Here is a 25,052-nt window from a genome sequence, read left to right on the forward strand (position 1 = left end):
ATATCAACTGCCGAGATCAATGATTCGCATCAACAAGCCCAGCATCTGCTCTTTCTCGCCGGGCTTCATCACCTGTTCAAAATGAGACTCATGCACCAGCACTTTTTGATGCAGCGATTTGGTGAAACGCTCGCCTTCACCGGTGAGGTACAGCGCATAGGAGCGCCGGTCATTTTCTGACGGTCGACGCTCCATCAAACCCAGGTTTTCCAGCTTATCCACCGCTGCCACCATGGCTGAGCGGTCAGTGTGGATCGCCTGAGCGACGGCGGTTTGCGTCAGCCCGGGGTTGTTCAATACGATCGCCAATATCCCAAACAGGCCAGGCGTTACACCTTGCTCCGTACAGGTGGTGTTGAAATTCTCGAAATAGGCGAGCTGTGCTCGGCGCAATCGATACCCCACTAATGAGTTCAGCATAGAGTAGTCGATATCATTACTATTCTGTGTCATCCGATTTCCTGACTCTTCCTATTGATCAGTGTGCACCTTGGTTCGCGGGGCATGATAACACCCCGCCCCCTGATTCGGTACTTGGTGGTCAATTCAATCACGGTTCATTCAATCACGAACCAGCAGCATAACGATGTCTGGGTAAAAGATCACCAGAGCAACCACCAGCAAGTCTGCAATCAAGAAGATTGCTACGCCCTTGAAAATATCCACAAGCGACGCATATTGGCTGGCAACTCCCCGGATGACGAAAATATTCATGCCCACCGGTGGGGTGATCATACCAATCTCCAATAGCTTGACCAGTAACACGCCAAACCAGATCAGACTGACATCGTACAGCTCAAATACCGGCAGAAAGATTGGCAGGGTGATCAGCATGGCGCCAAAAGGCTCCATAAACAGGCCCAGGAACAGATAGATCAACACAACGACCAGCATCAATTCCAGGTAGGTGGGGCCCCATCCTGAAACGGCTTGTGAGATGAACCCTGCCATACCGCTCAGGCTTAGAAACACCGTAAACATCGATGCTCCCACGCCAATGATCAATAAGCCGCTGGTGGTGGCCAGTGTTTCCAGCAAAGAGGTTTTCAGAATGGGCCAACTGAGTTTTCCGGTCAGCAGGGAGATGACCAATGCGCCGGCCGCGCCCACGGCACCGGCTTCGGTGGCGGTAAAGAAGCCACTGAACATGCCGCCGAACACCAACAGACCCAGTACCAGGATAGGCCAGATCTCCAGCACCGCCTGGCGGGCGGTATAGCCTTCACTATGCTCGGAATGGCGAGGAGCGATGTCGGGCCGAAACCAACTGACCAGAAAAATGATCAAAGCGTAGCTCAAGGCCGTCAGCAAACCAATGGAGATACCACCCAGAAACACCTGCGTAATGGAAACCTGGGCGAATACACCGTAGACAATCATCAGAATGCTGGGCGGAATCAATGCACCAATTGTGCCGCCAGCGGCGATGGTACCACAGGCAAAACTGGGCTTATAACCGCTGCGAACCATTTCAGGGATGGCGATGCGCCCCATGGCTGCGGCACAGGCGACACTGGAACCGCTGACCGCCGCGAAGCCCGAACTGGCAAAAATACTGGAGATAGCCAAGCCTCCGGGTAGCCACCGAAACACCACCTTGGCAGCATTGAACAAGCCCGCCGTCAGGCCGGTATGAAAACTCACAAAGCCCATTAGAAGGAACATGGGCACGGCGCTGAGGGTCCATTTCGCTACAAATTCGTAAGGTGTCGACGCCAGCAGACTGAACGCAATGCTCCAGTCCAGCATATAGGTCACGCCACCCAGGGATACAGCCATCAGCGACAGTGCCACCGGCACGCGTAGCGCCAACAACACCAACAAGACAATCAGACCATAAAAGCCAACTTCAACCGCCATGATAAAACCTCAATTCGCCGCTGTTTCAGAGAGCGGTAACATGGACTGCACACCACGTATCAGACATACGTAAGCGGCTAACGCAAAAGAGACCGGCAACACAAAATAGGATGGCCACACCGGAATTCGTGTATCCAATGACATGACATAAGCGCCCACTTCATATTGCTCGAGCGCTTTTTCCCACGTCGCTATGGCGAATACGACATAAACGGCCAAAGACAACAGCGTTACCAAGGCATCATTCCAGCGGCGACCCCGCGGACTGAGCAGATCAGAGAAGATCTCCACTGCTATCATCTGGCGTTGACGTTCCACCCAGCCCAAAGGCAACAACGCCAATAGCACCATGTAATAACGTGTTACCAGTTCCAGAGTGGCGGGCATCGATACATCTATAGTCGAACGTAATACCACGTCCAGGGTGACGTGCAGCATCATGGCAACGATGCCGAGCGTTCCGAGCAAAGCCAGCACCATGGTCAGTCGATCGGACAAACGCAGTAAGGTGTTCATGTTCACCTCGTGATCAAAAATAAAAAAGGGCGAGCCTAAACGGTCAGGTTCGCCCAAGGCACTATAACCCGTAACGTGTGAAGTCGACGTTAGCCCAGACTTCCTGCTTGATCTGCTCTGCCATCATTTCAGGATCGTTATCGACCGATTCCGCTATGGCTGTCCACTTATCTACCAAGCGTTCGAATTCCGCGATTTTATCGGCGACGTTGGTCAGGCCATCACGACCTTCGGCACGATCAACGATGCTCGCTAAATCTTGCTCCTTGAATGCTTCTGACGCAGCGACCAGAGCGTCGCTTGGCTCAATGAACTCCACGCCTTTAGTGCGAGCATCGGCTTCCGCAGCAGAGGCCATTTCGTGCGCCCAGCGCTGTGTGGACATCGCACTGGCGACAGAAGATGCCTCGGCGATGGCCCTGCGATCATCCGCTGACAAACGCTTCCACGTATTATTTCCAATCGCGTGTGAGATGGTCGAATGATAGGTGCCCAAACGCAGCGTGCTGATGTGGGTTATTACATCATCCAGGCGGAAGGAGATCATGTCTGCCGTAGAGGCAATGGTGCCATCCAGCACGCCTTGCGAAATGGCTTCAAAGGTTTCACCCACAGACACGTTTGCGCCCACTGCACCCATGGCTTCCGCCCAGCGTGCATGGTGTGGTCCACCAACTCGCAGGCGTAAACCACGTAAGTCTTCGGCGTTACGAATCGGCTTGGTGGTCAGAATTTGATAGGAGTCTGAAGCGTGTGAGGTCGTGTAAACCACGCCGAGGCGTTTCAATTCAGCCTGGCAGTCAGCGCAGTTAACAATGTACTCGGTCATCGCCGCGCCCATGGCTTGCGAGTTTGTACCCAGGAATGACAAGTCACCCACCAGGTTGATGTTGGGTAGGTCAGACGGGAAATACGCAGGCAGAAACATGCCTGCGTCCGATAAACCGGAGCGAACCGCCGTACGCATATTGCCCAGATTAGCCACTTCCGTACCCAGAATACGCCCAGTCAGTCGACCGTCACTCAACAGTGGTAGTTGTTCCTGGAATACTGTGTATAACGGCGTGTGCCCTGGGTGTGCGGGTGGGGTGCCTGGTGTCAGCCGAAGTTGTTGGGCGAACGCGGTATGGCTAAGTACAGCGAGGGCTGTTACTCCTGCCAGCAGGCCTATTAGCCGCCCCTTGCTTAAGGTACGTTTAGACATCGTACGGTCCTCATTATTAGATTTATTGTTCGACTGTTCTGGAGGTCGTTGTCCATACCTACATTCATACATAGATTGTTTTGTTTTGCAACAATTATAAAATATAACTGTTTTTACAATTATATTGTTTGACGTCGATTATGTTAGTGGTTTAGATTGTTTGATATCACAACAATATTCCATATGTTAAGCATATCAGAGTATTTCATCAGTTAACGACAGGTGCTCACATGACTGATTCTAGCTTAGTTACCTATCACGAACAGGATGGCATTGCCCATATTCGGCTCAATCGTCCAGTCAAGCACAATGCTATCAACGACCAGTTGCTGCTGGACCTGGAGAAGTTGTTCGACCCATTGCCGGGCAGTGTCCGCGTGGTGGTGTTGAGCGGCAACGGTGACAACTTTTGCGCAGGACTCGACCTTGCCGAGCATCAGGCGCGTGACCCTTACGGCGTGGTGCAACACTCCCGTATGTGGCACCGCGTATTCGGTAAAATTCAGAACTGTGGCCTGCCCGTAGTTGCAGCGCTAAAGGGTGCGGTGATTGGTGGCGGGCTTGAGCTGGCAGCCAGTACACATGTGCGCGTTGCCGAATCCAATACCTATTTCCGCCTCCCTGAAGGTCGGCACGGTATTTTTGTGGGCGGTGGTGGCTCGGTACGCATTGCCCGTCTTATCGGCTCAGCACGTATGGCCGACATGATGTTGACAGGGCGCACACTGTCGGCAGAAGAGGGCGAACGCCTGGCGCTGGCTCATTACATTGTTCCAGCGGGTGAAGCCGAAACCAAGGCTCTGGAGCTGGCCAGGACCATTGCACAGAACACGCAGTTGTCTAATTGGGCCATGGTGACCGCGCTGGGTCGCCTGGAATACATGAGCGGCGACGATGGCCTCTATACCGAATCGCTGGTAGCGGGCATGACCCAGACCAGTCCCGAAGTACAGGCTCGTATCGGTGAATTTTTGAATAGGAAGAAATCGTCATGAACCGTTTTTCCGACGCTGAACAACATGCTCAGATTGGCCAGTACGATGACATCTGGTTAGTCGATGGCCGTCGCACCCCCTTTGCCGATCTGAGCGGTGTGCTGCGTGATGTATCCCCAACTGATCTGGGTATTTACGCTGCGCGCGCGCTGTTTGATGCTACTGGTATTCCTGCTGCTGACGTAGACGCCATCGTCGCAGGTTGCGTGGCACAAACCAGCTTCGACGCCTACATGTTGCCACGCCATATCGGCTTGTACTCCGGCGTACCGCAATCCCGCCCTGCGCTGCTCGTCCACCGCCTGTGCGGCACAGGCTTTGAAGCCATCTTAACTGCGGCCGATCAGATTACTCTGGGCAAAGCCAAAGTGGTGCTGTGTGCGGCAGGCGAATCCATGTCACGCAATCCGGTCGCGTCCTACACACATCGCGCAGGTTTTCGCATGGGTCAGGTGGAGTTCAAAGACTTCCTTTGGGAGGCTCTGACCGATCCAGCACCAGGCATCAACATGGGGCAGACGGCCGAGAACCTGGCCCAGCAATACGATATCAGCCGCCAGGAAGCCGACGAATTTGCAGCGCGCAGCTTTGCCAATGCTATTCGAGCGTGGGATGAAGGGTATTACGACGACGAAGTGGTGCCGGTACATAATGTCGAATGGACGTTAGACGGTTACGCCAGCCGTGGCCTCAAGCTGGCCGACAGGGCTACCGAGTTCACCCGTGATGGGCATGTTCGTCCGAGTCCCATGGAAATATTGAATCGCCTGCGCCCCGCTTTCGGAGGCGTGCAGACCGGCGGTAACTCATCCGGTGTGGTTGATGGTGGAGGTGCGGTACTGGTTGCCCACGGCGATTATGTCAGGGCGCATAGCTTAAAGCCTCTGGCGCGTATTGTTGCGGGCTCAGTGGTCGGCGTACCACCCGAAATCATGGGTATTGGCCCTGCACCCGCAATCAGCGCCCTATTGAAGCATCAAGGGCTGGCGCTGAGTGATATTGCTCGGGTGGAGCTGAACGAAGCTTTCTCTGCGCAATGCATTGCGGTAGAGCGTGAACTGGGTCTCGATCGCGAATGCCTGAACCGCCAGGGCGGCTCGACAGCCATGGGTCATCCATTGGCCGTATCCGGTATTCGGCTGACGCACACACTGGGTCGCCAACTGCAACGCGAACAACAACAGTTCGGTATTTCTACTGCCTGCGCTGGTGGTGGTCAGGGCATTGCCGTGCTGCTGGAAAACGCTGGCTGAGAGGACGCTACATGAATATTCAAGACTCAACTTTTCTCGTCACCGGTGCCAGTTCTGGTCTGGGTGAAGGTGTCACCCGATACCTGGTGCAACAGGGCGCGCGCGTGCTGATGGCCGATGTGAATGTCGAGCGCGGCCAAAGCATCGCCGCAGCTCTTTCCACAGAGCGGGGTGAGCGCGTGCGTTTTGTCAGCACCGACATCGCCGACGCCGAACAAGCACAGCAGGCCATTGCCACGGCAGTAAGCTGGGGCGGGCAGCTCAGTGGGCTGGTGAACTGCGCGGGGATTCCCGGCGCTGCGCGCTTGATAGGGCGTAAAGGTGTGCATGATCTTGAACGCTTTCAGCGCATGATCGGCGTCAACCTGATCGGGACCTTTAACATGATCCGGCTTGCCGCCGACGCTATGCAGCATAACGCTGCTGATGCAGGAGGTGAGAGAGGGGTGATCATCAACACCGCATCGATCGCGGCCTATGATGGGCAAATCGGGCAGGCGGCTTATGCGGCTTCAAAGGGCGGTATCGTCAGTATGACCCTGCCTATCGCGCGTGAGCTGGCCGATTTTGGCATCCGCGTGATGACCATTGCACCGGGCTTGTTCAAAACTCCGATGATGGATGCCTTGCCTGAAGAGGCTCAGCGCTCACTGGGTGAGGCCGTGCCTTTCCCGGCCCGCCTGGGTGAACCCGATGAGTTTGCACGGCTGGCTTGCCACATCATCGAAAACCCCATGTTGAATGGTGAAGTTATCCGTCTCGACGGCGCCTTACGCATGGCGCCACGCTGAGCGGAGACTGCACCCATGCTGGATTACCACGCCCCGCGCGCCGACATCGCTTTCATCCTTCAGCATCACATAGGTGCCGATGCGCTGGCGCAGGTCGATTCCTGCGCCGCGCTGGACAGCAGCCTGATGCAGGCGATTGTCGATGAAGCCGGCCGTTTTGCCGAGCAGGTGCTGGCACCGCTGAACGCTGCAGGGGATATCCAGGGCTGCCAATGGCAGGATGGACAGGTAATCACGCCGGAAGGCTGGGCCGATGCCTACGCGCATTTTCGTGCCGCCGGATGGACGGGTCTGTGTTTGCCCGAAGCACTGGGTGGCCAAGCGCTACCCAAAGTGCTGGCGATGCCCGTGGCGGAATGCTGGCAGAGCGCGAATCTGGCGTTCAGCATGATTCAACCGCTCACTGAAGGTGCGGTGGAAGCACTGCTTGCCAGCGGCGATGACAACCTTATCAGCCGCTATGGGCCTTTACTGGTCAGTGGTGACTGGACGGCCTCCATGGCACTGACGGAACCGGGTGCGGGCTCTGATCTCGGTTTGTTGAGCACTCGTGCCAAACCCGACGCTGCTGTTGATACAACCGATAGGGGCGGTTACCGACTGACTGGCAACAAACTCTTTATTACCTTCGGCCAGCACGATATGGCTGAGCGTATTGTGCATTTTGTGTTGGCTCGACTGCCCGGTGCACCAGCAGGCAGTCAGGGTATCTCGTTGTTTGCCGTGCCTAGTATACGAATGGGCCACCGCGATGGCGCGCCCAATGGCGTGTACTGTACCGGTATCGAACATAAAATGGGTTTGCACGGCAGCCCGACCTGCTCGCTGACCTTTGATAACGCGTGGGGTGAATTAGTCGGTCCGGCGCACCAAGGCTTGCGCATCATGTTTGTGATGATGAACGAAGCTCGCTTGAGCGTTGGTTTGCAGGGAACCGCTGTGGCCGAACGGGCATATCAAGCGGCGCTCGGTTGGGCTCAGGAACGGCGCCAGGGTAAACACCCACTGACCGGTGAAAGCCCCACGGCTCTGATCCATCACCCGGACATTCGCCGGCTGTTGCTGCGTATGCGCAGTCAGATTATGGCATCCCGTTTATTGGGCTATTACCTGGGCTTTCGGGTCGACCAGGCCCGGCAAACACAACATCCCGATCAGGTCATCGCACACGACGAACTGGAACTGCTGACCCCCGTTTACAAAGCCTGGTCGACCGAATATGCCAACCGTTTGGCTGGTGATGCCATTCAGGTGTTTGGCGGCATGGGCTATATCGAAGAAACAGGTGTGGCGCAGTTTTACCGCGACCTGAAGGTGTCCACTATTTATGAAGGCACTACCGGTGTGCAGGCGCAGGATTTTCTGTGGCGCAAAATCAGCAAAGACCAGGGCGCTGTGTGGTATCGCTGGCTGGATCAGGTCATTCAAGACGGTTCCGCGCCCGTGGTGGCTGCCGCTCAGGCGTTGCGCGACAGCACTGAACGCTTGTTATCGACATTAACAGACCTCCAGCTTTGGCATGCCGCCAGTGTGGCACTGCTTGAAGCCACTGGCGTGTTAGCGGGTGCCTGGCAACTGAACCGAGCTGTGGTGGCTGCCGATGCCCCGGAGGTTGATCCCGCGTATCGGAGCAATTTGATCGCCCTGAACGCGTTTTATCAGGCGCATTGGTTACCCGAGCTGCACCTGAACCTGGCCCGCGTTCAACACGCGAATGTCGGCCTGATGGACTACGACTTTCAACAATAACGATAAGACAGGCTTAGCATAATCATGAGCTTTAAAGACCTCGACATTGGCATCGGCACGGTTGAACTGATCGATCGCCCCGATGGTACGCAACTGCTGCGCAACCTGGAGCCATTAGCGTCCTACCCTGACACCTTTATGCAACGTTTGGATGAGTGGGCTGAGAAAACGCCTGACCGGGTTTTAGTCGCCCGCCGTGACCAGACAGGTGCATGGAAAAAAGTCACCTACGCCGAAGCGCTGCAGCAGGTGCAAGCGCTGGGCCAGGTGCTGTTGGATCGTGACCTGTCACCGGAGCGACCGGTCGTCATTCTGTCTGGCAACAGCATCGAACATTTGTTATTGGCCTTTGCGGCCATGTACGTTGGTGTACCTTATGCGCCTATATCACCGGCTTATTGTCTGGTGAGTAAGGACTTCAGCAAAGCCAGGTATATCTGCGAATTGCTGACGCCCGGGCTGCTGTTGGTCGACTCGGCGGCCGACTATGCGGCGGCGTTGAAAGTGATTCAGCCTGCCGATGCCACCTGTGTTGCTGTCGAGACCAATGGCTATGACGGCTCGGCAATAACCTTTGCTGATCTGCTCAATACACCGGTGACCGACGCAGTAGCCCGCGCGCATGCCACTGTGACGCCCGACACGATCACCAAGTTTTTGTTCACCTCTGGTTCGACCGGCATGCCCAAGGGCGTTATCAACACCAACCGGATGCTGTGTTCGAATCAGGAGATGCTTGCCAGCTTGATGACTTTCCACCGCACACAGCCGCCGGTGTTGATCGATTGGCTACCCTGGAACCATACCTTTGGTGGCAATCACAACGTCGGCATAGTGCTGTACAACGGTGGTTCACTATACATCGATGATGGCAAGCCGGTGCCAGGCCAGATCGATGTCACGCTGCAGAACCTGCGCGAGATTGCTCCAACCGTGTATTTCAACGTACCCAAAGGTTTTGAGTTGTTGGTAGAACGCCTGGAGCACGACGACGCACTGTGCGAGCACTTCTTCAAAGACCTGAATCTGATGTTCTTTGCCGGAGCCAGTCTGGCGCAGCATGTGTGGGACAGGCTTGATGCTTTGGCGATCAAAACGCTGGGCCATAAAGTCGGCATGCTGACAGGTCTGGGAGCCACCGAAACCTCCCCGTCTGCCATGTTCGCTTCACTCGAAGAATCCCAATCAGGGGTCATAGGTACCCCGGCCTTCGGGGTGGAAATCAAGCTGGTGCCCAACGGCGGCAAAACCGAAATTCGCGTGCGTGGACCTAATGTCATGCCCGGCTACTGGCGCCAACCCGATATCACCGCCAAGAGTTTTGACGATGAAGGCTTTTATTGTCTCGGCGATGCGGCCAGGTTCATAGACCCTGCCAACCCGCAACGTGGCATGCGTTTCGATGGGCGTATCTCCGAAGACTTCAAGTTGGACACAGGTACATGGGTCAGTGTGGGCCCGCTACGCGCCAAGGTGATCGAGGCCGGAGCGCCGCTGATCAAAGACGCAGTGATCGCAGGGCTGGATAAACCCTTTGTCTCCATGCTGGTGTTCACCGATGTGGAGCAGTGCCGCGCCCTGTCCGGCCTGGGACCAGAGGCCAGCAATACGGATATACACCGCAGCCCCGCTGTAAGGGCGCGTTTCGAAACCCTGTTGCGGGACCTGATCGACGCCAGCACGGGTGGATCCAATCGCATAACGCGTGCTGTGCTGCTTGATGAGCCGCCGCGTATGGATGCACACGAAATTACCGATAAAGGCTCCATCAATCAGCGTGCCGTATTGGAAAATCGAGCGGCTGTTGTGGCCGATATCTACAGCGTGACCCCTTCAGGCGCCGTCATTCGCGTGTCGTGAAGGGCTTATTCAAAAGAGCATGAGGATTTCAGGATGTTGATCAACCGCCACACCCGCACCATAGAATGGGGCGACTGCGACCCAGCAGGTATTGTGTTTTACCCTCGTTATTTTGCCTACTTTGATGATGCCACGGGCCGCTTGTTTGCCGCTGCTGGATTTCCGAAATACGACATGGTCCGGCGCTTTAACAGTGTCGGTATCCCCATGGTGGATACGCGGTCAAAGTTCTATATTCCGTCGCGCTATGGCGAAGAGATCATCATTGAAAGCCGTATCACCGAGTTTCGACGCAGTAGCTTTGATGTGCACCACCGCATTCTGAAAGGCGAAGCCGTCGCGGTAGAGGGGTTCGAAACCCGGGTATGGGTGGGGGCCGACGCCGAAAAACCTGGTGGCATCAAGGCGCTACCGATACCCGAAGAGATTCTGGCAGCGTTTAACGAGCCTGCCTGAACGGATTCAAGTTATTCCCATAGCTCGTCCAGATCTCTCGGGATCGATATCGTCAGTGTTGGAGGAGGGGGTTGCATGGAGTGGGTGAGCCTCAATAACCAGAAGTTATTGAGGCTCGATGCTATTTTGGGTACTACCAGGTTTGGGTACTACCAGGTTTGGGTACTACCAGTGGCTACGTTATAATGCGCGCTTTCACGCGCATCACAGTTCCAGCAACTTCCGCTCAGAGTTTATCAATAATCTGTTGAAAGAATTCCAGGTTGCCTTCCTCATCTCCCAAAGGTGATTCGGGAGAGCTGAGTTTCACGATGACAGTCTGGGAATCAGGGTCAACGTAAATGAACTGATTGAACAAACCAATGGCCGAATAGGCGTTACTGTCGGTCAACGTCCACCACTGATATTGGTAGCCAAAGGGTGAACCAGGCTCGGTTGGCTCATAGCCCTCAGCGGCAATAGTTGAAGCAGCCACCCATTCTTTTGAAACAACCTGCTGCTGATTGGCTTCGCCCTGGTTGAGCATCATCAAACCAAAACGTCCCAGATCACGCAAAGAGGCATTGAAACCGGCACCATAGAATTCGTCACCTTCAGGCTCGGCCCCATCCATGATCCAATAGCCATCGTTTTCCATACCCGCTGGCTGCCAGATTTTTTCGGACATGTAGTCCGCAACCTTACGTTCAGTTGCAGCCTCAAGTATACATCCCAGGATACTGGTATCGATGGTGGCATAGTTGAAGTGTGTGCCTGGTTCATGGAGTTTTTCTATGCCTTCAGCATAGTCGCACCAGCGATAGGCATAACCCACAACCGCGTTGTCATGCACTTCCGTCAGCTGGGTTTGGCTGCCAAACTCATAACGCTCCTCCCAGTTCACGCCAGAGCGCATGAGCAGCACATCCTCAACACTGACACCGTCATAGCCTGAGCCCGCCATTCTGGGCAAATACTTAGTAACCGGGTCATTCAGACTGTCGATATACCCCTCCTCCAGGGCGATACCAAACAGAGTCGCGATGATGGATTTAGACATGGAGTACACGGTGTGACGTGACTCTGGTGTCATACCATTGCGATACTGTTCATGAACAACCTTTCCCTTATGAATCACCATCAATGCGTTGCCGCGGGTTTGCTCCATATGCTCTTCCAAGGTCATACGCTCGCCATGCAGCTCAAAGTCGTCACCCAAGTCGACGCTGCCATATTCCAAAGGCCAGACGTTTGCGCCCGCAGTGACCGTTCTTGTAGAGAACATCTGGTCAAAATGCTGAAAGGTCAGGAAGTTCAGACCGGGATACATCATGTTGGCTCGACCTTCTAACAGGGTCGGGCTGGTCCAGTTGATATCGCTGGCTTGAGTGCTCTGGATGGCAAACGTACCACAGCTCAAAGCCGCGGACATGGCCAGGATCAGTTTTTTAGATGGATGAAATGCTTTCATAAGATGACTCCTGTTGTTTTTTTGTTGTCAAGCCACTGAAAGGAGGCTTTCCGCGAATAGACGGACTTTCCTTCATAACGGTCGCTATTCTCGGACAGCGCTCCTGGCGTGCCTCTGGCATTTTCAGGTTTTAACAAGGGACTATTTAAAAAGGGACTATCGCCAATAGCTGTGCATAGGTATTAACTTTAGTGTTCCCTTGCACGCCATTAGCAGAGTCAGGTTTATAGAAACCAAGCACCGGACTGATGATCAGGTGACGATTCACAACCCAGTCAGCCCAGAAGTTCACTTCCTGTGCGTCATTAGCACCGCTACCACCCACTGTGTTGTTGAAATTAAAGTACCCTGCACCGACGGTCAGCAGTGGTGAGGGGTTAGCACTGATGCTGAGATAATGAATATCTGCATCGCTACTGAAGGGGCCAGCAAAGTTACCAGCAACCTCTCCCTGAATCCACGTACCGTAACCACGGTTGAAACCAAAGAAGAGCTGATCATAACCAGTATCGTAATGTGTATAGCGATAGTTCACACTCGGCGACCAGGCCATATCAGAAAAAGTCCAGCCTGCCTCGGTATACCAGGCCTTGTTGCTTCCACTGCCATCGCCTTGAGACTGATGGGCATACTCAGCCGAAAGAAACAGGTTATCAACACCAGCACTTCCCTGATATCTGAGACTGGTTGTCTTCTGGCCATCACGTCGTGGGTCTCCCCAGACTTCATCTACCCCAAGCCCCTTCAGGTGCATCAGGCCAAAGGTGCCGTGCTCCGCCACATATTCCAGGTTCACACCAGCCATTTCAGGCATTCCCTGAGCGACATTGTCAGACTCAAACCAGAAAAGATCTGAGCGCAAACGCTCATCGCCTCCTACGCGTGCAATAAAGGTCTTGTCAAACGCTCTGCGCGGGGCAATTACAAAGCCGCCGCCTCGGTTAAGCGCTTCAGGGCCTGCTCCTTTGCCCAGATTCAGGGAGTCACCATTCAGAATAAATCCGTCACCCATCCTTACAACCTGACGCCCGGTAGAGACTTCGAACATATCTGTTCGATATCCCAGATATAGGTCTTCTATATCAGTCCTGCGCTCTTTGCCTGTTGTAAGTCCAGATGCATCTCCATCGCCCCAGGTGCCTCCGCTCACAGCATTAACCGCACCAAAGATCTCACCTTTGCTCAACTGGCGAGCACCGGACAATCCATACTTGATATAGCCTTCAGTCCATGAGGGTGATGAATTGCTATTCCCGTAAGTTTCACTACTTCGATAAAGGCCGACGACTGCTTCAATATCGAGGTTAATCTGGACCGACTCGCTCTCAACAAGTGGGTACGCCTGTACTACAGCCGAGCTGCAAGCAAGCACGGCTACTGCTAATCGGCTCTTACCGCCAATTTTCAATTTATTATTATTATTCACAGTCAACCCTCACAATCATTATATAGTTTCAACACACCATTGTTGTCATCATAAACATATTTAATCAAGATTATTTTAACGTGCAACTTGTAGGGTCGTGTCAAAATTCCAGGAAATGATGAGCAGTAACTGAGGGGCGATATCTTGGACTAAAGCGGAGGATGTCCATGTGCTGTTAAGGAAGCTGTAACCGATCTGTAAAGCTATATATTTATTGAAAAAAGGTGCTGTTTTGGTGGGTTTTTGGCTGGGAACTCTGTTCAGGGAAAGGCATGCTTTTGTTGTACAAATCGTTCATTTAAAAGGTGGTTGTCAGCTCACTTGGCAACCCGACAGTTGGATAAATACTCATCTAAGGTTTAATTTTTTTACACCTAATGCTCTATGTGTACCCTTCAGTCGGATCTTGTCTTCCCCTTGCCGTTGGTACCCATCAGAAAGGTAGAACTTTTAAAGAGCGCTATTAAAGAGCGCTACTATGTTAAATGCGGTTGTCGGGAACAGGCCGGCGAACACTTTTGTCAGTTCCTGAGGCGTCTGAGCTGTTAAAAGCAGATCATTAAGAGACGAATTTTCAGGCTTGCTACGGGGTTGGTTCATTTTGTTACTAATCTTGGTAGCTTTTGTTATTGGTCATCAGGCCTGAATCGTTCATTCTAGACTCATGAAAGAGACAATGCTTTCCTGGCCTGTCATGACTATAACTGTCATTACAACAGCTCAGGCTTCAGGTAGCCCAATATAAGAATGATGAGGTGGTATCATGGCTGAGTACAAAGCCCCCCTGCGCGACATGCAATTTATTCTCAATGAAGTGCTCGAGATGGATAAGCACTATCAAGGTCTGCCAGGCTGCGAAGAAGCAACACCTGATATGATTGCTGCCATTCTGGAAGAGGGTGCCAAGTTCGCTGAGCGTGTGCTGTCTCCTCTGAACCAGATCGGCGATCAGCAGGGTTGTACCTTCAAGGATGGCACTGTGACCACACCGGAAGGCTTTAAAGAAGCGTATCAGCAGTTTGTTGAGGGTGGTTGGCCATCGCTGGCACACGATCCTGCGCATGGCGGTCAGGGCTTGCCGGAATCACTGGGTATCGTGTTCAACGAGATGGTCGGTACTGCCAACTGGTCCTGGAGTATGTATCCGGGGCTGAGCCATGGCGCCATGAATACACTGGATGCCCATGGTACTGATGAGCAGAAACACACGTATCTGACCAAGCTGGTGTCCGGCGAGTGGACCGGCACCATGTGTCTGACCGAAGCGCATTGCGGTACCGATCTCGGCATGCTGCGCACCAAGGCTGAGCCTGCGGCTGATGGCAGCTATCGCATCAGTGGTACCAAGATTTTCATCTCTGCCGGTGAGCATGACATGGCAGACAACATCGTGCATATCGTGTTGGCGCGTCTGCCGGATGCACCCGCCGGTACCAAGGGAATCTCGCTGTTTATCGTGCCCAAGTTTCTGCCGACTGCCGATGGCAGTGTCGGTGAGCGCAATGGCGTATCCTGCGGCTCCATCGAACACAAGATGGGTATCCACGGTAATGCGACCTGCGTGATGAACTTTGATGGCGCCACCGGCTTTTTGATCGGCCCGCCGAACAAGGGCCTTAACTGCATGTTCACCTTTATGAACACGGCACGTATCGGTACCGCTTTGCAGGGCCTGGCCCATGCCGAGTGGGGCTTCCAGAATTCACTGCCTTATGCACGTGATCGTCTGCAGATGCGCTCGCTGACCGGCCCTAAAAATACTGAAGGTGCTGCGGATCCGATCATCGTGCATCCGGCTGTGCGCAACATGCTGCTGACCCAGAAGGCGTTTGCCGAGGGTGGGCGTGCGCTGATCTATCTGTCGGCGCAGCAGGTTGACCGTACCAAGCTGGCGACCACCGATGAAGAGAAAAAAGAAGCCGAGGATCTGCTGTCACTGCTGACACCGATCGCCAAGGCGTTCCTGACCGAAGCGGGTTTCGAGTCTGCCAACCATGCACTGCAGATCTACGGTGGCCATGGCTATATTGCCGAGTGGGGCATGGAGCAGAACGTGCGCGACAGCCGTATCTCAACGCTGTATGAAGGCACGACACAGATTCAGGCACTGGATCTGCTGGGCCGCAAGGTACTGATGACCCAGGGTGAGTTGCTGAAGCGTTTCACCAAAATCATCCACAGGTTCTGTAAATCGCACGAAGGTAACGATGCGATGCAGGCTTTTGTCGCACCACTGGCTAAACTGAATCAGGAGTGGGGTGATATCACGATGAAAGTCGGCATGAAGGCGATGCAGGATCGTGAAGAGGTGGGTGCCGCTGCTGTCGATTACCTGATGTACTCCGGTTATATCACGCTGGCATGGCTCTGGGCGCGTCAGGCCGAAGTCGCGCAGCAGAAACTGGCGGCGGGAACCAATGAAGAGGCTTTCTACAAAGCCAAGCTGGTGACCGCGCGCTTCTATTTCGAGCGGATTCTGCCACGTACACGCACACTGGTTGAAACCATGCAATCGGGTGCAACCAACCTGATGGAGTTGGACGCTGAAGATTTCGCCTTCTGATGAAGAAGCTACTGAGAACACACACAGGGCAGAAAGTTATCTCTGCCCTGCTTAAGCTGAATGCATGGCGCTACTCATGGCGCTACTCATGGCACTACACATGGCGCTACAAGCGCAGTGGCTTACGACAAGACACACAACAAGAGAACACACAACAAGAGGTTTCCGAGATGGCTGATTTGAACGCAATTTTTTCCTCCATGGGTGAACGATTCAACGCTCAGGCAGCGTCAGGACTGGATGCTGTTTTCCAGTATCAGATCGAAGATGGCGAGCCCTGGGCGGTTGTGGTCAGCAATGGTACCTGTGAGATCAGCCAAGGTGAGCACGACAGCCCGACGGTCACTCTGAATATGGACAGCCAGACACTGGAAGAGGTGATGAGCGGCGAAACCGACGGCATGCAGGCCTTTATGGCCGGCCGTATTCGTGCCGATGGCGACATCATGCTGGCGACTCGCCTGGCATCTCTCTTTCCGGTCAGCTAAGCAGGTCAGGGCAACCCGCATCGAAAGACAGGTGCGAGGTATCTGGATTGTGCAGCCGATGCGGGCTGCCCGACAACCTGGTTATACATATCAACCTGATCGATAACAATAACAGTCAGGGGAAACAGTATGGAACATCAACGCGGGAGCACGATTCCCGAGTCCCTCAATACCCATGGTTACATCAATATCAATGATGTTTTTGACCGTGTGTGTGACAAGTATGCAGACGCCCCTGCTTTCACCAGTTTTGGCAGGACGCTGAGCTATCGCGAGTTGCATCAGCTGTCTGATGCCTTTGCGGTCTATATACAGAAAGAGACGGATCTCAAACCTGGCGACAAGATTGCGATTCAGCTACCCAATTTGATTCAGTACCCGGTAGTGCTGTTTGGCGCGCTCAAAGCGGGGCTGATCATCGTCAATACCAATCCGCTCTATACACCGCGCGAGATGGAGCATCAGTTCAACGATTCTGGCGCCAAAGCGCTGATCATCTACAAGAGCATGGCCGATAAGGCTGAGCAGGTGATCAGTAAAACCGGCATCAAATACCTGTTTCTGACTCAGATCGGTGATCTGCATCCTTTTGTAAAGCGCCATCTGCTGAATGCTGTAGTCAAGTATGTGAAGAAGCTGGAGCCTGAGTTCAATCTTCCTTCGGCGATTCCGTTGCGCAATGCGTTGATTCCATTTGTTGGGCAAAAACCAATACCAGTTGCCGTGCAAACGGCGGATATTGCCGTGTTGCAGTACACAGGCGGCACCACGGGTGTTTCCAAAGGTGCAGTATTGAGCCATGGCAACCTGGTATCGAATATGTTGCAGGGGCATAAGCTGATCAACCAGGCCACGGCTGGCTGGTCAGAAACCGCAATTGCTCCTCTGCCGCTCTATCATATCTATGCCTTTACTATCTCCCTGGTCATCATGGACTGTGGTGGCCATAGCGTTCTGATTCCCAATCCGCGAGATATTCCGGGTTTTGCCAAGGAGCTGGGCAAGTGGCGCATGAGTGCTTTTCTTGGCCTTAATACCCTGTTTGTCGCACTGTGTAATAACGAGGAGTTCCGCAAGCTGGACTTCAGTAACATGAAAATCACCATATCAGGCGGTTGTGCGCTGACGCACGCAGCGGCGGATGAGTGGATACGTGTGACTGGCTGCGAAATCATGGAGGGTTACGGCCTGACTGAAACCTCACCGGCTATTTCGATCAATTCACCTCATGGCATTCGTCTGGGCACCATTGGTCAGCCGTTGGACTGCACCGATGTTCAGATCATGGATATCGAGGGTAATCCGGTAGCGGATGGTCAGCCGGGAGAGTTGTGCGTCAAGGGTCCTCAGGTAATGGTAGGTTACTGGCAGCGAGAGGCAGAAACCGAAGAGTGCTTCACGGCAGATGGCTATTTCCGCACAGGCGACATAGCGATACGTGAGGCAGATGGTTATCTGCGTATTGTTGATCGGGCCAAGGATATGATCCTGGTGTCTGGCTTCAATGTCTATCCGAATGAGGTGGAGGATGTGGTTACGACGCATCCCGAAATACTTGAGTGTGCTGCAATAGGCCTGCCGGATGAGCATAGTGGTGAACTGGTCAAGTTGGTAGCAGTGGCGAAAAATCCCGAGCAGCCACCGAGTCCCGATGAGATCAAAGCCTGGTGTCGAGAACGCCTGACTGCCTATAAGGTGCCGAAGGTGATCGAGTTTGTTTCCGAACTGCCCAAAACCAATGTCGGTAAGGTGCTGCGTCGCAAACTCAAGGAGACTCAAAATCAAGATCAGGACAGTCCATCAAAAGTGGCCTGATTCTGCGCGCATAGTGGATGAATGGAGAGAGTTATGCCCCTGACCAAACCTGTCCGGCGCAAGCTGCATCATCGCCGTACCATCACTTGTGATGGCTACGAGCGGGACGATGGGCTGTGGGATATCGAAGCGCGCATGACCGATGTCAAAACCGGCACGGTTGATAATCCGGAGCGTGGCGGCTATGTACCGGCTGGAGAGCCTTTTCATGATATCTGGCTGCGCCTGACGCTGGATCGCACCTTGAAGATTTATCAGGCAGAAGCCGCGATAGAGGCATCGCCCTTTCGCATCTGCCCGGCGATTACGGGTCAGTACCGCAAGCTTGAAGGCACGCGGATCGGTTCTGGCTGGCATCGTCAGGCCAGTGAGCTGCTCGGTGGTACGAGTGGTTGTACTCATCTGAATGAGCTGCTCAAGCCGTTGGCAACGACAGCGATTCAGACGCTCTGGCCAAGCACCGATGAAGAGGTGATGAAGCTCGGCGCCAATGTGATGCTCAATACCTGCCATACCTGGGGGCAAAGCTCTCAGGTCATAAAACAGTATCTGCCTGAGTTGTATCGGGCAGAGGGTTCAGATAGCTGAGGGTTTGGACACTGGAAACAACCTGTTTCAGGTGATTCAAGCCAGACGATTTAGCCAGGAGATGTAAAAAATGAGTTTACCCGAATCTTTCCGGGGGCGTCTCTCTCTGCCTCTGATTTCTGCACCGATGTTTCTGGTCTCCGGTCCGGAGCTGGTGATTGAAGCCTGCAAGGCTGGAGTTGTGGGTACCTTCCCGGCACTCAATCAACGCAGCAGTGAGGGCTTTGAGGAGTGGTTGATTCAGATCAAGCAGGAACTGGCTGCCTATGAACAGGAAACCGGTAAAAAGCCCGCTCCTTTTGGCGTCAATCTGATCGTGCATCACACCAATCCACGTGTGCAGGCTGACCTTGAGCTGTGTATCAAGCATCAGGTGCCGCTGGTCATCACTTCTCTCGGTGCGGTCAAGGATCTGGTCGATGCAGTGCATAGCTACGGTGGCGCCGTGTTTCATGATGTGGTCAATGTTCGTCATGCTCGTAAAGCGTCAGAGGCTGGTGTTGATGGTCTGATTGCCGTGTGTGCCGGTGCCGGTGGGCATGCCGGTACCCTGAGTCCCTTTGCACTGGTGGCCGAGATACGCCAGTTCTACAAAGGTACGGTGATTCTGTCCGGCTGCATGTCGACCGGGCGTGATGTCGCCACCGCTCAGTTGTTGGGGGCTGATCTGTCCTATATGGGGACGCGCTTTATCAACACACAAGAGAGCCGTGCAGTACCAGAATACAAGCAGATGATTGTAGATTCAGCTGCATCTGATATCACCTACACCCCAAAAATATCCGGTATTCCGGCCAACTTCCTCAAGCCGAGCCTGGCCAGTGCAGGCCTGGATCCTGACAGCGCTGAGCCGAAGAAAGTGGATCTGGGCGAAGAGCTGCAAGCGCCGGAAGGTGGTGCCTCTGCCTGGAAAAGCATCTGGTCGGCAGGGCAGGGAGTAGGATCGATTCAGGATGTGCCGACTGTGGCGGAGCTGGTGCAGACAATGCGCACAGAATACCGCGATGCGATCGGTGAGTTTCGTGACAACAGCGGCGATTACCTGAGCTGATTACCTAAACTGAGGAGACCAGTTTCATGAGTCAGGATCTTGTACTGCAACAACGTGATGGCTATCTGCTTCATCTGACATTGAATCGGCCGGATAAGAAGAACGCACTGACCTTCGAGATGTATCTGGCGCTGATTGAGGCAATGAAGCAGGCGGAGCAGGATGACGGCATCCGCGTGCTGCTGCTCAGTGGAGCCGGTGGCAGCTTCACCTCAGGCAATGATATTGCTGCGTTTGTGGCAGCGATGGGGCAGCCGGAAAAAGCTCGGATACCGCTGAGCTTCTTGCAGGCGCTGGCCAGTTTCAGCAAGCCGATTGTGGCGGCGGTGGACGGTGTTGCGGTGGGGATTGGTACCTCTCTGCTGCTGCACTGTGATCTGGTACTGGCATCCGAAGACGCGATCTTCCAGCTGCCCTTTACCAAGCTTGGGCTGGTTCCTGAGGGTGGCACCAGTCTGCTGTTGCCGCAGCAGTTGGGTCATCGGTTGGCGTTCGAATTACTGGTGGAAGGAGACGCGATCCCGGCACACCGAGCTGCACAGCTGGGCCTGATCAATACGGTTCTGCCACAGAGTCAGTTGCTGGATAGTGCCCTGCGACGTGCGCATACTCTGACCCGTCTGGCACCGGAAGCGGTACGCCAGAGCAAACAGATGCTCAAGGCTGCGAACAAGCCCGCACTGGATGCCGTACTGGTCTCTGAAGTGGAGGCCTTCGCTGCTCGCCTCTCTTCACCTGAAGCGCGTGAAGCTTTCCAGGCCTTCATGGAAAAACGCGCCCCGAATTTCTGAGTGCCTTTCCTGGCGCTCCACTGAGCACTCAGACAGAGCGTTGATCGTTCTGTTTCACCCGGGATCGCCAATTGTCACACAACTGGTGATCTGCACTTTATACCGGCTTCGGCCGGTTTTTTTGACCCCTTTTTTCAGTGCGGCTTAGAAAATTGGCATCAGTGTTTATGCGGCCTGCCGGCGTGATGCTATTTTTTGTCACTGAAACGGATGGTTTTTGTTATTGAGGAATAGGCTGGTGAGGCTAGTATGGGCCTCATCCATTCAGGTGAAAATAACAAAGAGAGGCTGGTATGAAAGTACTTGTCGCCGTAAAACGGGTCATCGATTACAACGTTAAGGTTCGTGTTAAAGCGGATCAGAGTGATGTTGATCTGGCGAATGTCAAAATGGCACTGAACCCCTTCTGCGAGATAGCGGTAGAGGAAGCAGTGCGTCTGAAAGAGCAGGGCGTAGCGACCGAGGTGGTCGTGGTATCGGTCGGCAGTAAGGCGTGTCAGGAGCAGTTGCGCACTGCGCTGGCACTCGGTGCGGATCGTGCGCTGCAGGTTGAGGCCGCAGATGGTCCTGATTCTCTGTCGGTTGCGCGGATTCTGGCCAAGGTCGCCGAAGAAGAGAAACCTGATCTGATTCTGCTCGGTAAGCAGGCGATCGATTCTGATAACAACCAGACAGGTCAGATGCTGGCCGCGCTGCTGGATCGCCCTCAGGCAACCTTTGCTTCTGAAGTAAAGGTCGAGGGTGGTGAGTTGCTGGTAACGCGTGAAGTGGATGGTGGTCTGCAGACGCTGAAGCTGACGCTGCCAGCTGTTGTGACAACTGATCTTCGTCTGAACGAGCCACGTTATGCATCCTTGCCTAATATTATGAAGGCGAAGAAGAAACCACTGGATGTGAAAACGGCTGAAGAGCTTGGCGTTATAGTTGCCAGTCAAGTCAAGCTACTGAAGGTTGAGCCGCCTGCTGATCGCAAAGCGGGCATCCGTGTCAGCTCGATTGAGGAACTGGTCGATAAACTGCGTAATGAAGCCAAGGTGATCGCATGAGTATTCTGATTATTGCTGAACATGATAACCAGAGCCTGAAACCTGTTACGCTGAATCTGCTGTCAGCAGCGCAGGCGATAGGGGGCGATGTCGCTATACTGGTGGCAGGCAGTGGCTGTGCTGCAGTGGCGGAAGCGGCTGCTGCGTTGCCGGGCGTTGGCCAGGTATTGGTTGCGGATCATGCAGCTTATGAGCATCAGCTGGCGGAAAATGTCAGTAAATTGGTGGTTGAATTGGCGGAGGGTCGCAGCCATCTGCTGGCCGCGTCCACCACCAGTGGCAAGAATGTGATGCCACGTGTGGCTGCACTGCTGGGGGTGAATCAGCTCTCTGATGTGCTGGCCGTGGAAACACCGGATCGCTTCAAGCGTGCGATCTATGCCGGCAACGCGATTGCAACGGTGGAGTCTGCCGATGTCGTCAAGGTGATGACTATCCGTGGTACTGCGTTTGATCCTGCTGCAACGACAGGCGGCAGCGCCGAGATCGTCACAGTTGGTAGTGTGCATCAATCTGCGGATATCGCATTTGTCGGTGAAGAGCTGGCCAAGTCGGATCGTCCCGAGCTGACAGGCGCCCGCGTCGTGGTATCGGGCGGTCGGGGCATGGGTAATGGCGAGAATTTTGAACTGCTTAACCGAGTGGCAGACAAGCTTGGTGCGGCAGTGGGTGCATCACGTGCGGCGGTGGATGCCGGTTTTGTACCGAACGATATGCAGGTGGGCCAGACCGGCAAAATGGTAGCGCCCGAGCTTTACATTGCTGTTGGCATCTCCGGTGCGATTCAGCATCTGGCCGGCATGAAAGACTCTAAAGTGATAGTGGCGATCAATAAGGATGAAGAAGCGCCGATCTTCCAGGTGGCAGATTATGGCCTGGTCGCGGATCTGTTCGAAGCGGTGCCAGCCCTGGAAGCGCAGCTTTAACTGACGCTAAAGCAAGATACGGCTGCTCATAAGCTGCTCAATATAATGTGGGAGAGTACATAATGATTTATCAAGGCAAGGCGATCAGGGTTGAAGCTCTGGAAGCCGGATTCCACGAAGTAGTGTTTGATCTTCAGGGCGACAGCGTCAACAAGTTCAATCAGGCAACCCTGAATGAACTGCGCGAAGCGGTCGCTGCGTTGCAGGCGGTTGATGGCCTGCGTGGTGTGCTGTTCAGCAGTGCCAAGGAGTGTTTTATTGTCGGTGCCGACATCACTGAATTCAGTGCCATGTTCGAGATGCCGGAAGAGGAGATCATCGTGCATCTGCTCAAGCTGCACGAAATTTTCAATGCGATAGAGGATCTGCCGGCACCAACGGTCACGGCGATCAACGGTATCGCGCTGGGCGGCGGCTTCGAGCTGTGCCTGGCGACCGATTTCCGTGTTATGGCCGATGGCGCCAAGGTCGGGCTGCCGGAAGTGAAACTGGGTATCTACCCGGGCTGGGGTGGCACGGTACGTCTGCCACGTCTGATCGGTGTGGATAATGCCAACGAGTGGATCTGTGGCGGCGTAGAAAAGCGCGCAGCGGACGCGCTGAAAGAGGGCGCGGTGGATGCTGTCGTAACAGTAGACAAGGTGCGCGAAGCGGGTCTGGATCTGTTGCAGAAAGCGGCCGAGGGTGTGTTTGACTATCAGGCGCGCCGCACCGAGAAAACCACCGGGATCAAGCTGAATCAGATCGAACAGATGATGGCATTCGAATCCGCCAAGGGCGTGATCGGTGCCAAGGCTGGCCCTCACTACCCAGCTCCGATGCAGGCGCTGTCGACGATTCAGAAAGCTGCCAATATGGGTCGCGACAAGGCGATCGAGGTGGAAGCCAAGGGCTTCGCCAAGCTGGCCAAAACCGATGTGACTCGCGCGCTGGTGGGTCTGTTCCTCAAGGATCAGACCATCAAGAAAATCAGCCGCCAGTATGACAAGGATGCTGCACCGGTTCGCCATGCGGCGGTACTGGGTGCCGGTATCATGGGTGGCGGTGTTGCCTATCAGTCTGCCTCCAAAGGCACGCCTATTCTAATGAAGGATATCAACGACAAGGCACTGCAGCTGGGGCTTGATGAAGCGACCAAACTGCTGAACGGCCAGGTCAAACGCGGCAAGATGAATGCCGAGAAGATGGCGCGCGTGATCAGCCAGATCACTCCCACCCTGAGCTATGGCGATTTTGGCCGTGTCGATCTGGTGGTCGAGGCGGTGGTTGAAAACGTGAAGATCAAAAAAGCGGTACTGGCCGAGGTGGAAGCCCATGTCGCGGAAGATGCGATCATCACCTCCAACACCTCCACTATCTCGATCAATGAGCTGGCAACCGCACTGAAACGCCCGGAAAACTTCTGCGGCATGCACTTCTTCAACCCGGTGCATCGTATGCCGCTGGTAGAAGTCATTCGTGGTGAGAAGAGTTCTGAGGAGGCAGTTGCGCGCACCGTAGCCTATGCCAAGGCGATGGGCAAGACACCAATTGTGGTCAACGACTGCCCCGGCTTCCTGGTTAACCGCGTGCTCTTCCCTTACTTTGCCGGCTTCAGCATGCTGCTGCGTGATGGTGCGGACTTCCTGCAGGTCGACAAGGTGATGGAACGTTTCGGCTGGCCGATGGGCCCTGCCTATCTGCTGGATGTGGTCGGTATCGACACCGGGCATCATGCGGATGCCGTGATGGCAGCTGGTTTCCCGGATCGCATGGGTCACGACGGCGAGAGCCCGATCGATCGCATGTATCAGTTGCAGCGTTTCGGGCAGAAGAACAACAAGGGCTTCTATCAGTATGAGCTGGATAGCCGCGGCAAACAGGTCAAGGTGATCGACTCTGAAGTACCGGCACTGCTCGATGGTGTCGTGGGTACGGCGCGGGAGTTCACTGAAGATGAAATCATTGCACGCATGATGATTCCACTGTGTATCGAGACAGTTCGCTGTCTGGAAGATGACATTGTCGCTTCTCCTGCTGAGGCGGATATGGGGCTGATCTATGGTATCGGCTTCCCTCCATTCCGTGGTGGCGCTCTGCACTATCTGGATCAGATGGGGCTGAAAGCCTTCTGTGATCTGGCAGAGAGCTTTGCCGAGCTGGGTCCGCTGTATCAGCCGACCGAACGTATGAAGCAGATGGCCGCCAACGGCGAAACCTATTTCGGTTAATGTGGGAGGAATAC

21 protein-coding genes are annotated in these 25,052 nt (G+C 54.3%); 15 read left to right on the forward strand and 6 right to left on the reverse strand.

Annotated elements, in window-relative coordinates:
* Positions 1-3: 3 nt before the first annotated feature.
* The 4 genes from ACK3CJ_RS02820 to ACK3CJ_RS02835 all read right to left on the reverse strand — a co-directional run bounded on the left by ACK3CJ_RS02820 (position 4) and on the right by ACK3CJ_RS02835 (position 3,403).
* On the reverse strand, positions 4-453 hold the full coding sequence (locus ACK3CJ_RS02820) for a MarR family winged helix-turn-helix transcriptional regulator (RefSeq protein ID WP_409524885.1): 450 nt from the start codon (positions 451-453) through the stop codon (positions 4-6).
* Between the two features lie 108 nt (positions 454-561).
* Positions 562-1,860 carry a TRAP transporter large permease gene (locus ACK3CJ_RS02825; protein WP_409524886.1) on the reverse strand — a complete coding sequence of 433 codons (1,299 nt, stop codon included), beginning with the start codon at positions 1,858-1,860 and terminating at the stop codon, positions 562-564.
* Between the two features lie 9 nt (positions 1,861-1,869).
* Positions 1,870-2,433, reverse strand: a complete 564-nt coding sequence (locus ACK3CJ_RS02830; protein WP_409524887.1) for a TRAP transporter small permease — start codon at positions 2,431-2,433, stop codon at positions 1,870-1,872.
* 4 nt (positions 2,434-2,437) lie between these two features.
* Positions 2,438-3,403, reverse strand: coding sequence for a C4-dicarboxylate TRAP transporter substrate-binding protein (locus ACK3CJ_RS02835; RefSeq protein WP_409524888.1), 966 nt, complete (start codon positions 3,401-3,403; stop codon positions 2,438-2,440).
* A 407-nt stretch (positions 3,404-3,810) separates the two neighbouring features.
* Here ACK3CJ_RS02835 and ACK3CJ_RS02840 point away from each other — a divergent pair, with 407 nt between their 5' ends.
* The 6 genes from ACK3CJ_RS02840 to ACK3CJ_RS02865 are packed head-to-tail and all read left to right on the forward strand — an operon-like array spanning position 3,811 to position 10,684.
* Complete coding sequence (locus tag ACK3CJ_RS02840) at positions 3,811-4,575, forward strand: crotonase/enoyl-CoA hydratase family protein (RefSeq protein ID WP_409524889.1); 765 nt, start codon at positions 3,811-3,813, stop codon at positions 4,573-4,575.
* A complete protein-coding gene (locus ACK3CJ_RS02845; protein ID WP_409524890.1) occupies positions 4,572-5,828 on the forward strand; it encodes a thiolase family protein in 1,257 nt (418 codons plus the stop codon). The genes ACK3CJ_RS02840 and ACK3CJ_RS02845 overlap by 4 nt, the downstream gene beginning before the upstream one ends.
* 11 nt (positions 5,829-5,839) lie before the next feature.
* The gene (locus tag ACK3CJ_RS02850) at positions 5,840-6,619 is read left to right on the forward strand and encodes a 3-hydroxyacyl-CoA dehydrogenase (RefSeq protein ID WP_409524892.1); all 780 of its coding nucleotides are present in this window, start codon (positions 5,840-5,842) and stop codon (positions 6,617-6,619) included.
* Between the two features lie 15 nt (positions 6,620-6,634).
* Positions 6,635-8,368 (forward strand): acyl-CoA dehydrogenase, encoded by a 1,734-nt coding sequence (locus ACK3CJ_RS02855; protein ID WP_409524893.1) that lies wholly within the window; start codon positions 6,635-6,637, stop codon positions 8,366-8,368.
* A 24-nt stretch (positions 8,369-8,392) separates the two neighbouring features.
* Positions 8,393-10,228: a feruloyl-CoA synthase gene (locus ACK3CJ_RS02860; RefSeq protein WP_409524894.1), complete on the forward strand. Its 1,836-nt coding sequence runs from the start codon at positions 8,393-8,395 to the stop codon at positions 10,226-10,228.
* A gap of 33 nt (positions 10,229-10,261) precedes the next feature.
* A complete protein-coding gene (locus ACK3CJ_RS02865; RefSeq protein WP_409524896.1) occupies positions 10,262-10,684 on the forward strand; it encodes an acyl-CoA thioesterase in 423 nt (140 codons plus the stop codon).
* A 226-nt stretch (positions 10,685-10,910) separates the two neighbouring features.
* Here ACK3CJ_RS02865 and ACK3CJ_RS02870 read toward each other — a convergent pair whose 3' ends face one another.
* Both ACK3CJ_RS02870 and ACK3CJ_RS02875 read right to left on the reverse strand, forming a co-directional pair.
* Positions 10,911-12,134, reverse strand: a complete 1,224-nt coding sequence (locus tag ACK3CJ_RS02870; protein ID WP_409524897.1) for a serine hydrolase domain-containing protein — start codon at positions 12,132-12,134, stop codon at positions 10,911-10,913.
* Between the two features lie 145 nt (positions 12,135-12,279).
* Positions 12,280-13,560, reverse strand: a complete 1,281-nt coding sequence (locus ACK3CJ_RS02875) for a hypothetical protein (RefSeq protein ID WP_409524898.1) — start codon at positions 13,558-13,560, stop codon at positions 12,280-12,282.
* A gap of 763 nt (positions 13,561-14,323) precedes the next feature.
* Between ACK3CJ_RS02875 and ACK3CJ_RS02880 the strand changes: the two genes are divergently transcribed.
* From ACK3CJ_RS02880 to fadB, 9 genes are all read left to right on the forward strand, one after another.
* Positions 14,324-16,123 carry an acyl-CoA dehydrogenase C-terminal domain-containing protein gene (locus ACK3CJ_RS02880; RefSeq protein WP_409524899.1) on the forward strand — a complete coding sequence of 600 codons (1,800 nt, stop codon included), beginning with the start codon at positions 14,324-14,326 and terminating at the stop codon, positions 16,121-16,123.
* Positions 16,123-16,611 (forward strand): SCP2 sterol-binding domain-containing protein, encoded by a 489-nt coding sequence (locus ACK3CJ_RS02885; RefSeq protein ID WP_409524900.1) that lies wholly within the window; start codon positions 16,123-16,125, stop codon positions 16,609-16,611. Before ACK3CJ_RS02880 ends, ACK3CJ_RS02885 begins: the two co-directional genes overlap by 1 nt.
* A gap of 129 nt (positions 16,612-16,740) precedes the next feature.
* The gene (locus ACK3CJ_RS02890; protein ID WP_409524901.1) at positions 16,741-18,426 is read left to right on the forward strand and encodes an AMP-binding protein; all 1,686 of its coding nucleotides are present in this window, start codon (positions 16,741-16,743) and stop codon (positions 18,424-18,426) included.
* 33 nt (positions 18,427-18,459) lie between these two features.
* Positions 18,460-19,014, forward strand: a complete 555-nt coding sequence (locus ACK3CJ_RS02895) for a DUF2889 domain-containing protein (protein WP_409524902.1) — start codon at positions 18,460-18,462, stop codon at positions 19,012-19,014.
* 70 nt (positions 19,015-19,084) lie between these two features.
* Complete coding sequence (locus ACK3CJ_RS02900; RefSeq protein ID WP_409524903.1) at positions 19,085-20,065, forward strand: NAD(P)H-dependent flavin oxidoreductase; 981 nt, start codon at positions 19,085-19,087, stop codon at positions 20,063-20,065.
* A 26-nt stretch (positions 20,066-20,091) separates the two neighbouring features.
* Complete coding sequence (locus ACK3CJ_RS02905) at positions 20,092-20,856, forward strand: enoyl-CoA hydratase (protein WP_409524904.1); 765 nt, start codon at positions 20,092-20,094, stop codon at positions 20,854-20,856.
* A gap of 293 nt (positions 20,857-21,149) precedes the next feature.
* Complete coding sequence (locus tag ACK3CJ_RS02910; protein WP_409524905.1) at positions 21,150-21,902, forward strand: electron transfer flavoprotein subunit beta/FixA family protein; 753 nt, start codon at positions 21,150-21,152, stop codon at positions 21,900-21,902.
* On the forward strand, positions 21,899-22,828 hold the full coding sequence (locus ACK3CJ_RS02915; RefSeq protein WP_409524906.1) for an electron transfer flavoprotein subunit alpha/FixB family protein: 930 nt from the start codon (positions 21,899-21,901) through the stop codon (positions 22,826-22,828). Before ACK3CJ_RS02910 ends, ACK3CJ_RS02915 begins: the two co-directional genes overlap by 4 nt.
* Positions 22,829-22,890: 62 nt before the next feature.
* Entirely contained in the window at positions 22,891-25,038 is a 2,148-nt protein-coding gene (fadB, locus tag ACK3CJ_RS02920) for a fatty acid oxidation complex subunit alpha FadB (RefSeq protein WP_409524907.1), read from the forward strand.
* The last annotated feature ends 14 nt before the right edge of the window (positions 25,039-25,052 follow it).

Source organism: Nitrincola salilacus (assembly GCF_046271865.1).
In the GTDB taxonomy this organism is placed as follows: Bacteria; Pseudomonadota; Gammaproteobacteria; order Pseudomonadales; family Balneatricaceae; genus Nitrincola; species Nitrincola salilacus.

Excerpts from the sequence above, each read along its gene's own strand:
- ACK3CJ_RS02880 (WP_409524899.1), top strand. The coding sequence starts at position 14,324 with ATGGCTGAGTACAAAGCCCCCCTGCGCGACATGCAATTTATTCTCAAT.
- ACK3CJ_RS02850 (WP_409524892.1), top strand. The coding sequence starts at position 5,840 with ATGAATATTCAAGACTCAACTTTTCTCGTCACCGGTGCCAGTTCTGGT.
- ACK3CJ_RS02870 (WP_409524897.1), bottom strand. The coding sequence starts at position 12,134 with ATGAAAGCATTTCATCCATCTAAAAAACTGATCCTGGCCATGTCCGCG.
- ACK3CJ_RS02825 (WP_409524886.1), bottom strand. The coding sequence starts at position 1,860 with ATGGCGGTTGAAGTTGGCTTTTATGGTCTGATTGTCTTGTTGGTGTTG.
- ACK3CJ_RS02840 (WP_409524889.1), top strand. The coding sequence starts at position 3,811 with ATGACTGATTCTAGCTTAGTTACCTATCACGAACAGGATGGCATTGCC.
- ACK3CJ_RS02855 (WP_409524893.1), top strand. The coding sequence starts at position 6,635 with ATGCTGGATTACCACGCCCCGCGCGCCGACATCGCTTTCATCCTTCAG.
- ACK3CJ_RS02900 (WP_409524903.1), top strand. The coding sequence starts at position 19,085 with ATGAGTTTACCCGAATCTTTCCGGGGGCGTCTCTCTCTGCCTCTGATT.
- ACK3CJ_RS02910 (WP_409524905.1), top strand. The coding sequence starts at position 21,150 with ATGAAAGTACTTGTCGCCGTAAAACGGGTCATCGATTACAACGTTAAG.
- ACK3CJ_RS02890 (WP_409524901.1), top strand. The coding sequence starts at position 16,741 with ATGGAACATCAACGCGGGAGCACGATTCCCGAGTCCCTCAATACCCAT.
- fadB (WP_409524907.1), top strand. The coding sequence starts at position 22,891 with ATGATTTATCAAGGCAAGGCGATCAGGGTTGAAGCTCTGGAAGCCGGA.
- ACK3CJ_RS02860 (WP_409524894.1), top strand. The coding sequence starts at position 8,393 with ATGAGCTTTAAAGACCTCGACATTGGCATCGGCACGGTTGAACTGATC.
- ACK3CJ_RS02885 (WP_409524900.1), top strand. The coding sequence starts at position 16,123 with ATGAAGAAGCTACTGAGAACACACACAGGGCAGAAAGTTATCTCTGCC.
- ACK3CJ_RS02905 (WP_409524904.1), top strand. The coding sequence starts at position 20,092 with ATGAGTCAGGATCTTGTACTGCAACAACGTGATGGCTATCTGCTTCAT.
- ACK3CJ_RS02865 (WP_409524896.1), top strand. The coding sequence starts at position 10,262 with ATGTTGATCAACCGCCACACCCGCACCATAGAATGGGGCGACTGCGAC.
- ACK3CJ_RS02915 (WP_409524906.1), top strand. The coding sequence starts at position 21,899 with ATGAGTATTCTGATTATTGCTGAACATGATAACCAGAGCCTGAAACCT.
- ACK3CJ_RS02895 (WP_409524902.1), top strand. The coding sequence starts at position 18,460 with ATGCCCCTGACCAAACCTGTCCGGCGCAAGCTGCATCATCGCCGTACC.
- ACK3CJ_RS02845 (WP_409524890.1), top strand. The coding sequence starts at position 4,572 with ATGAACCGTTTTTCCGACGCTGAACAACATGCTCAGATTGGCCAGTAC.
- ACK3CJ_RS02820 (WP_409524885.1), bottom strand. The coding sequence starts at position 453 with ATGACACAGAATAGTAATGATATCGACTACTCTATGCTGAACTCATTA.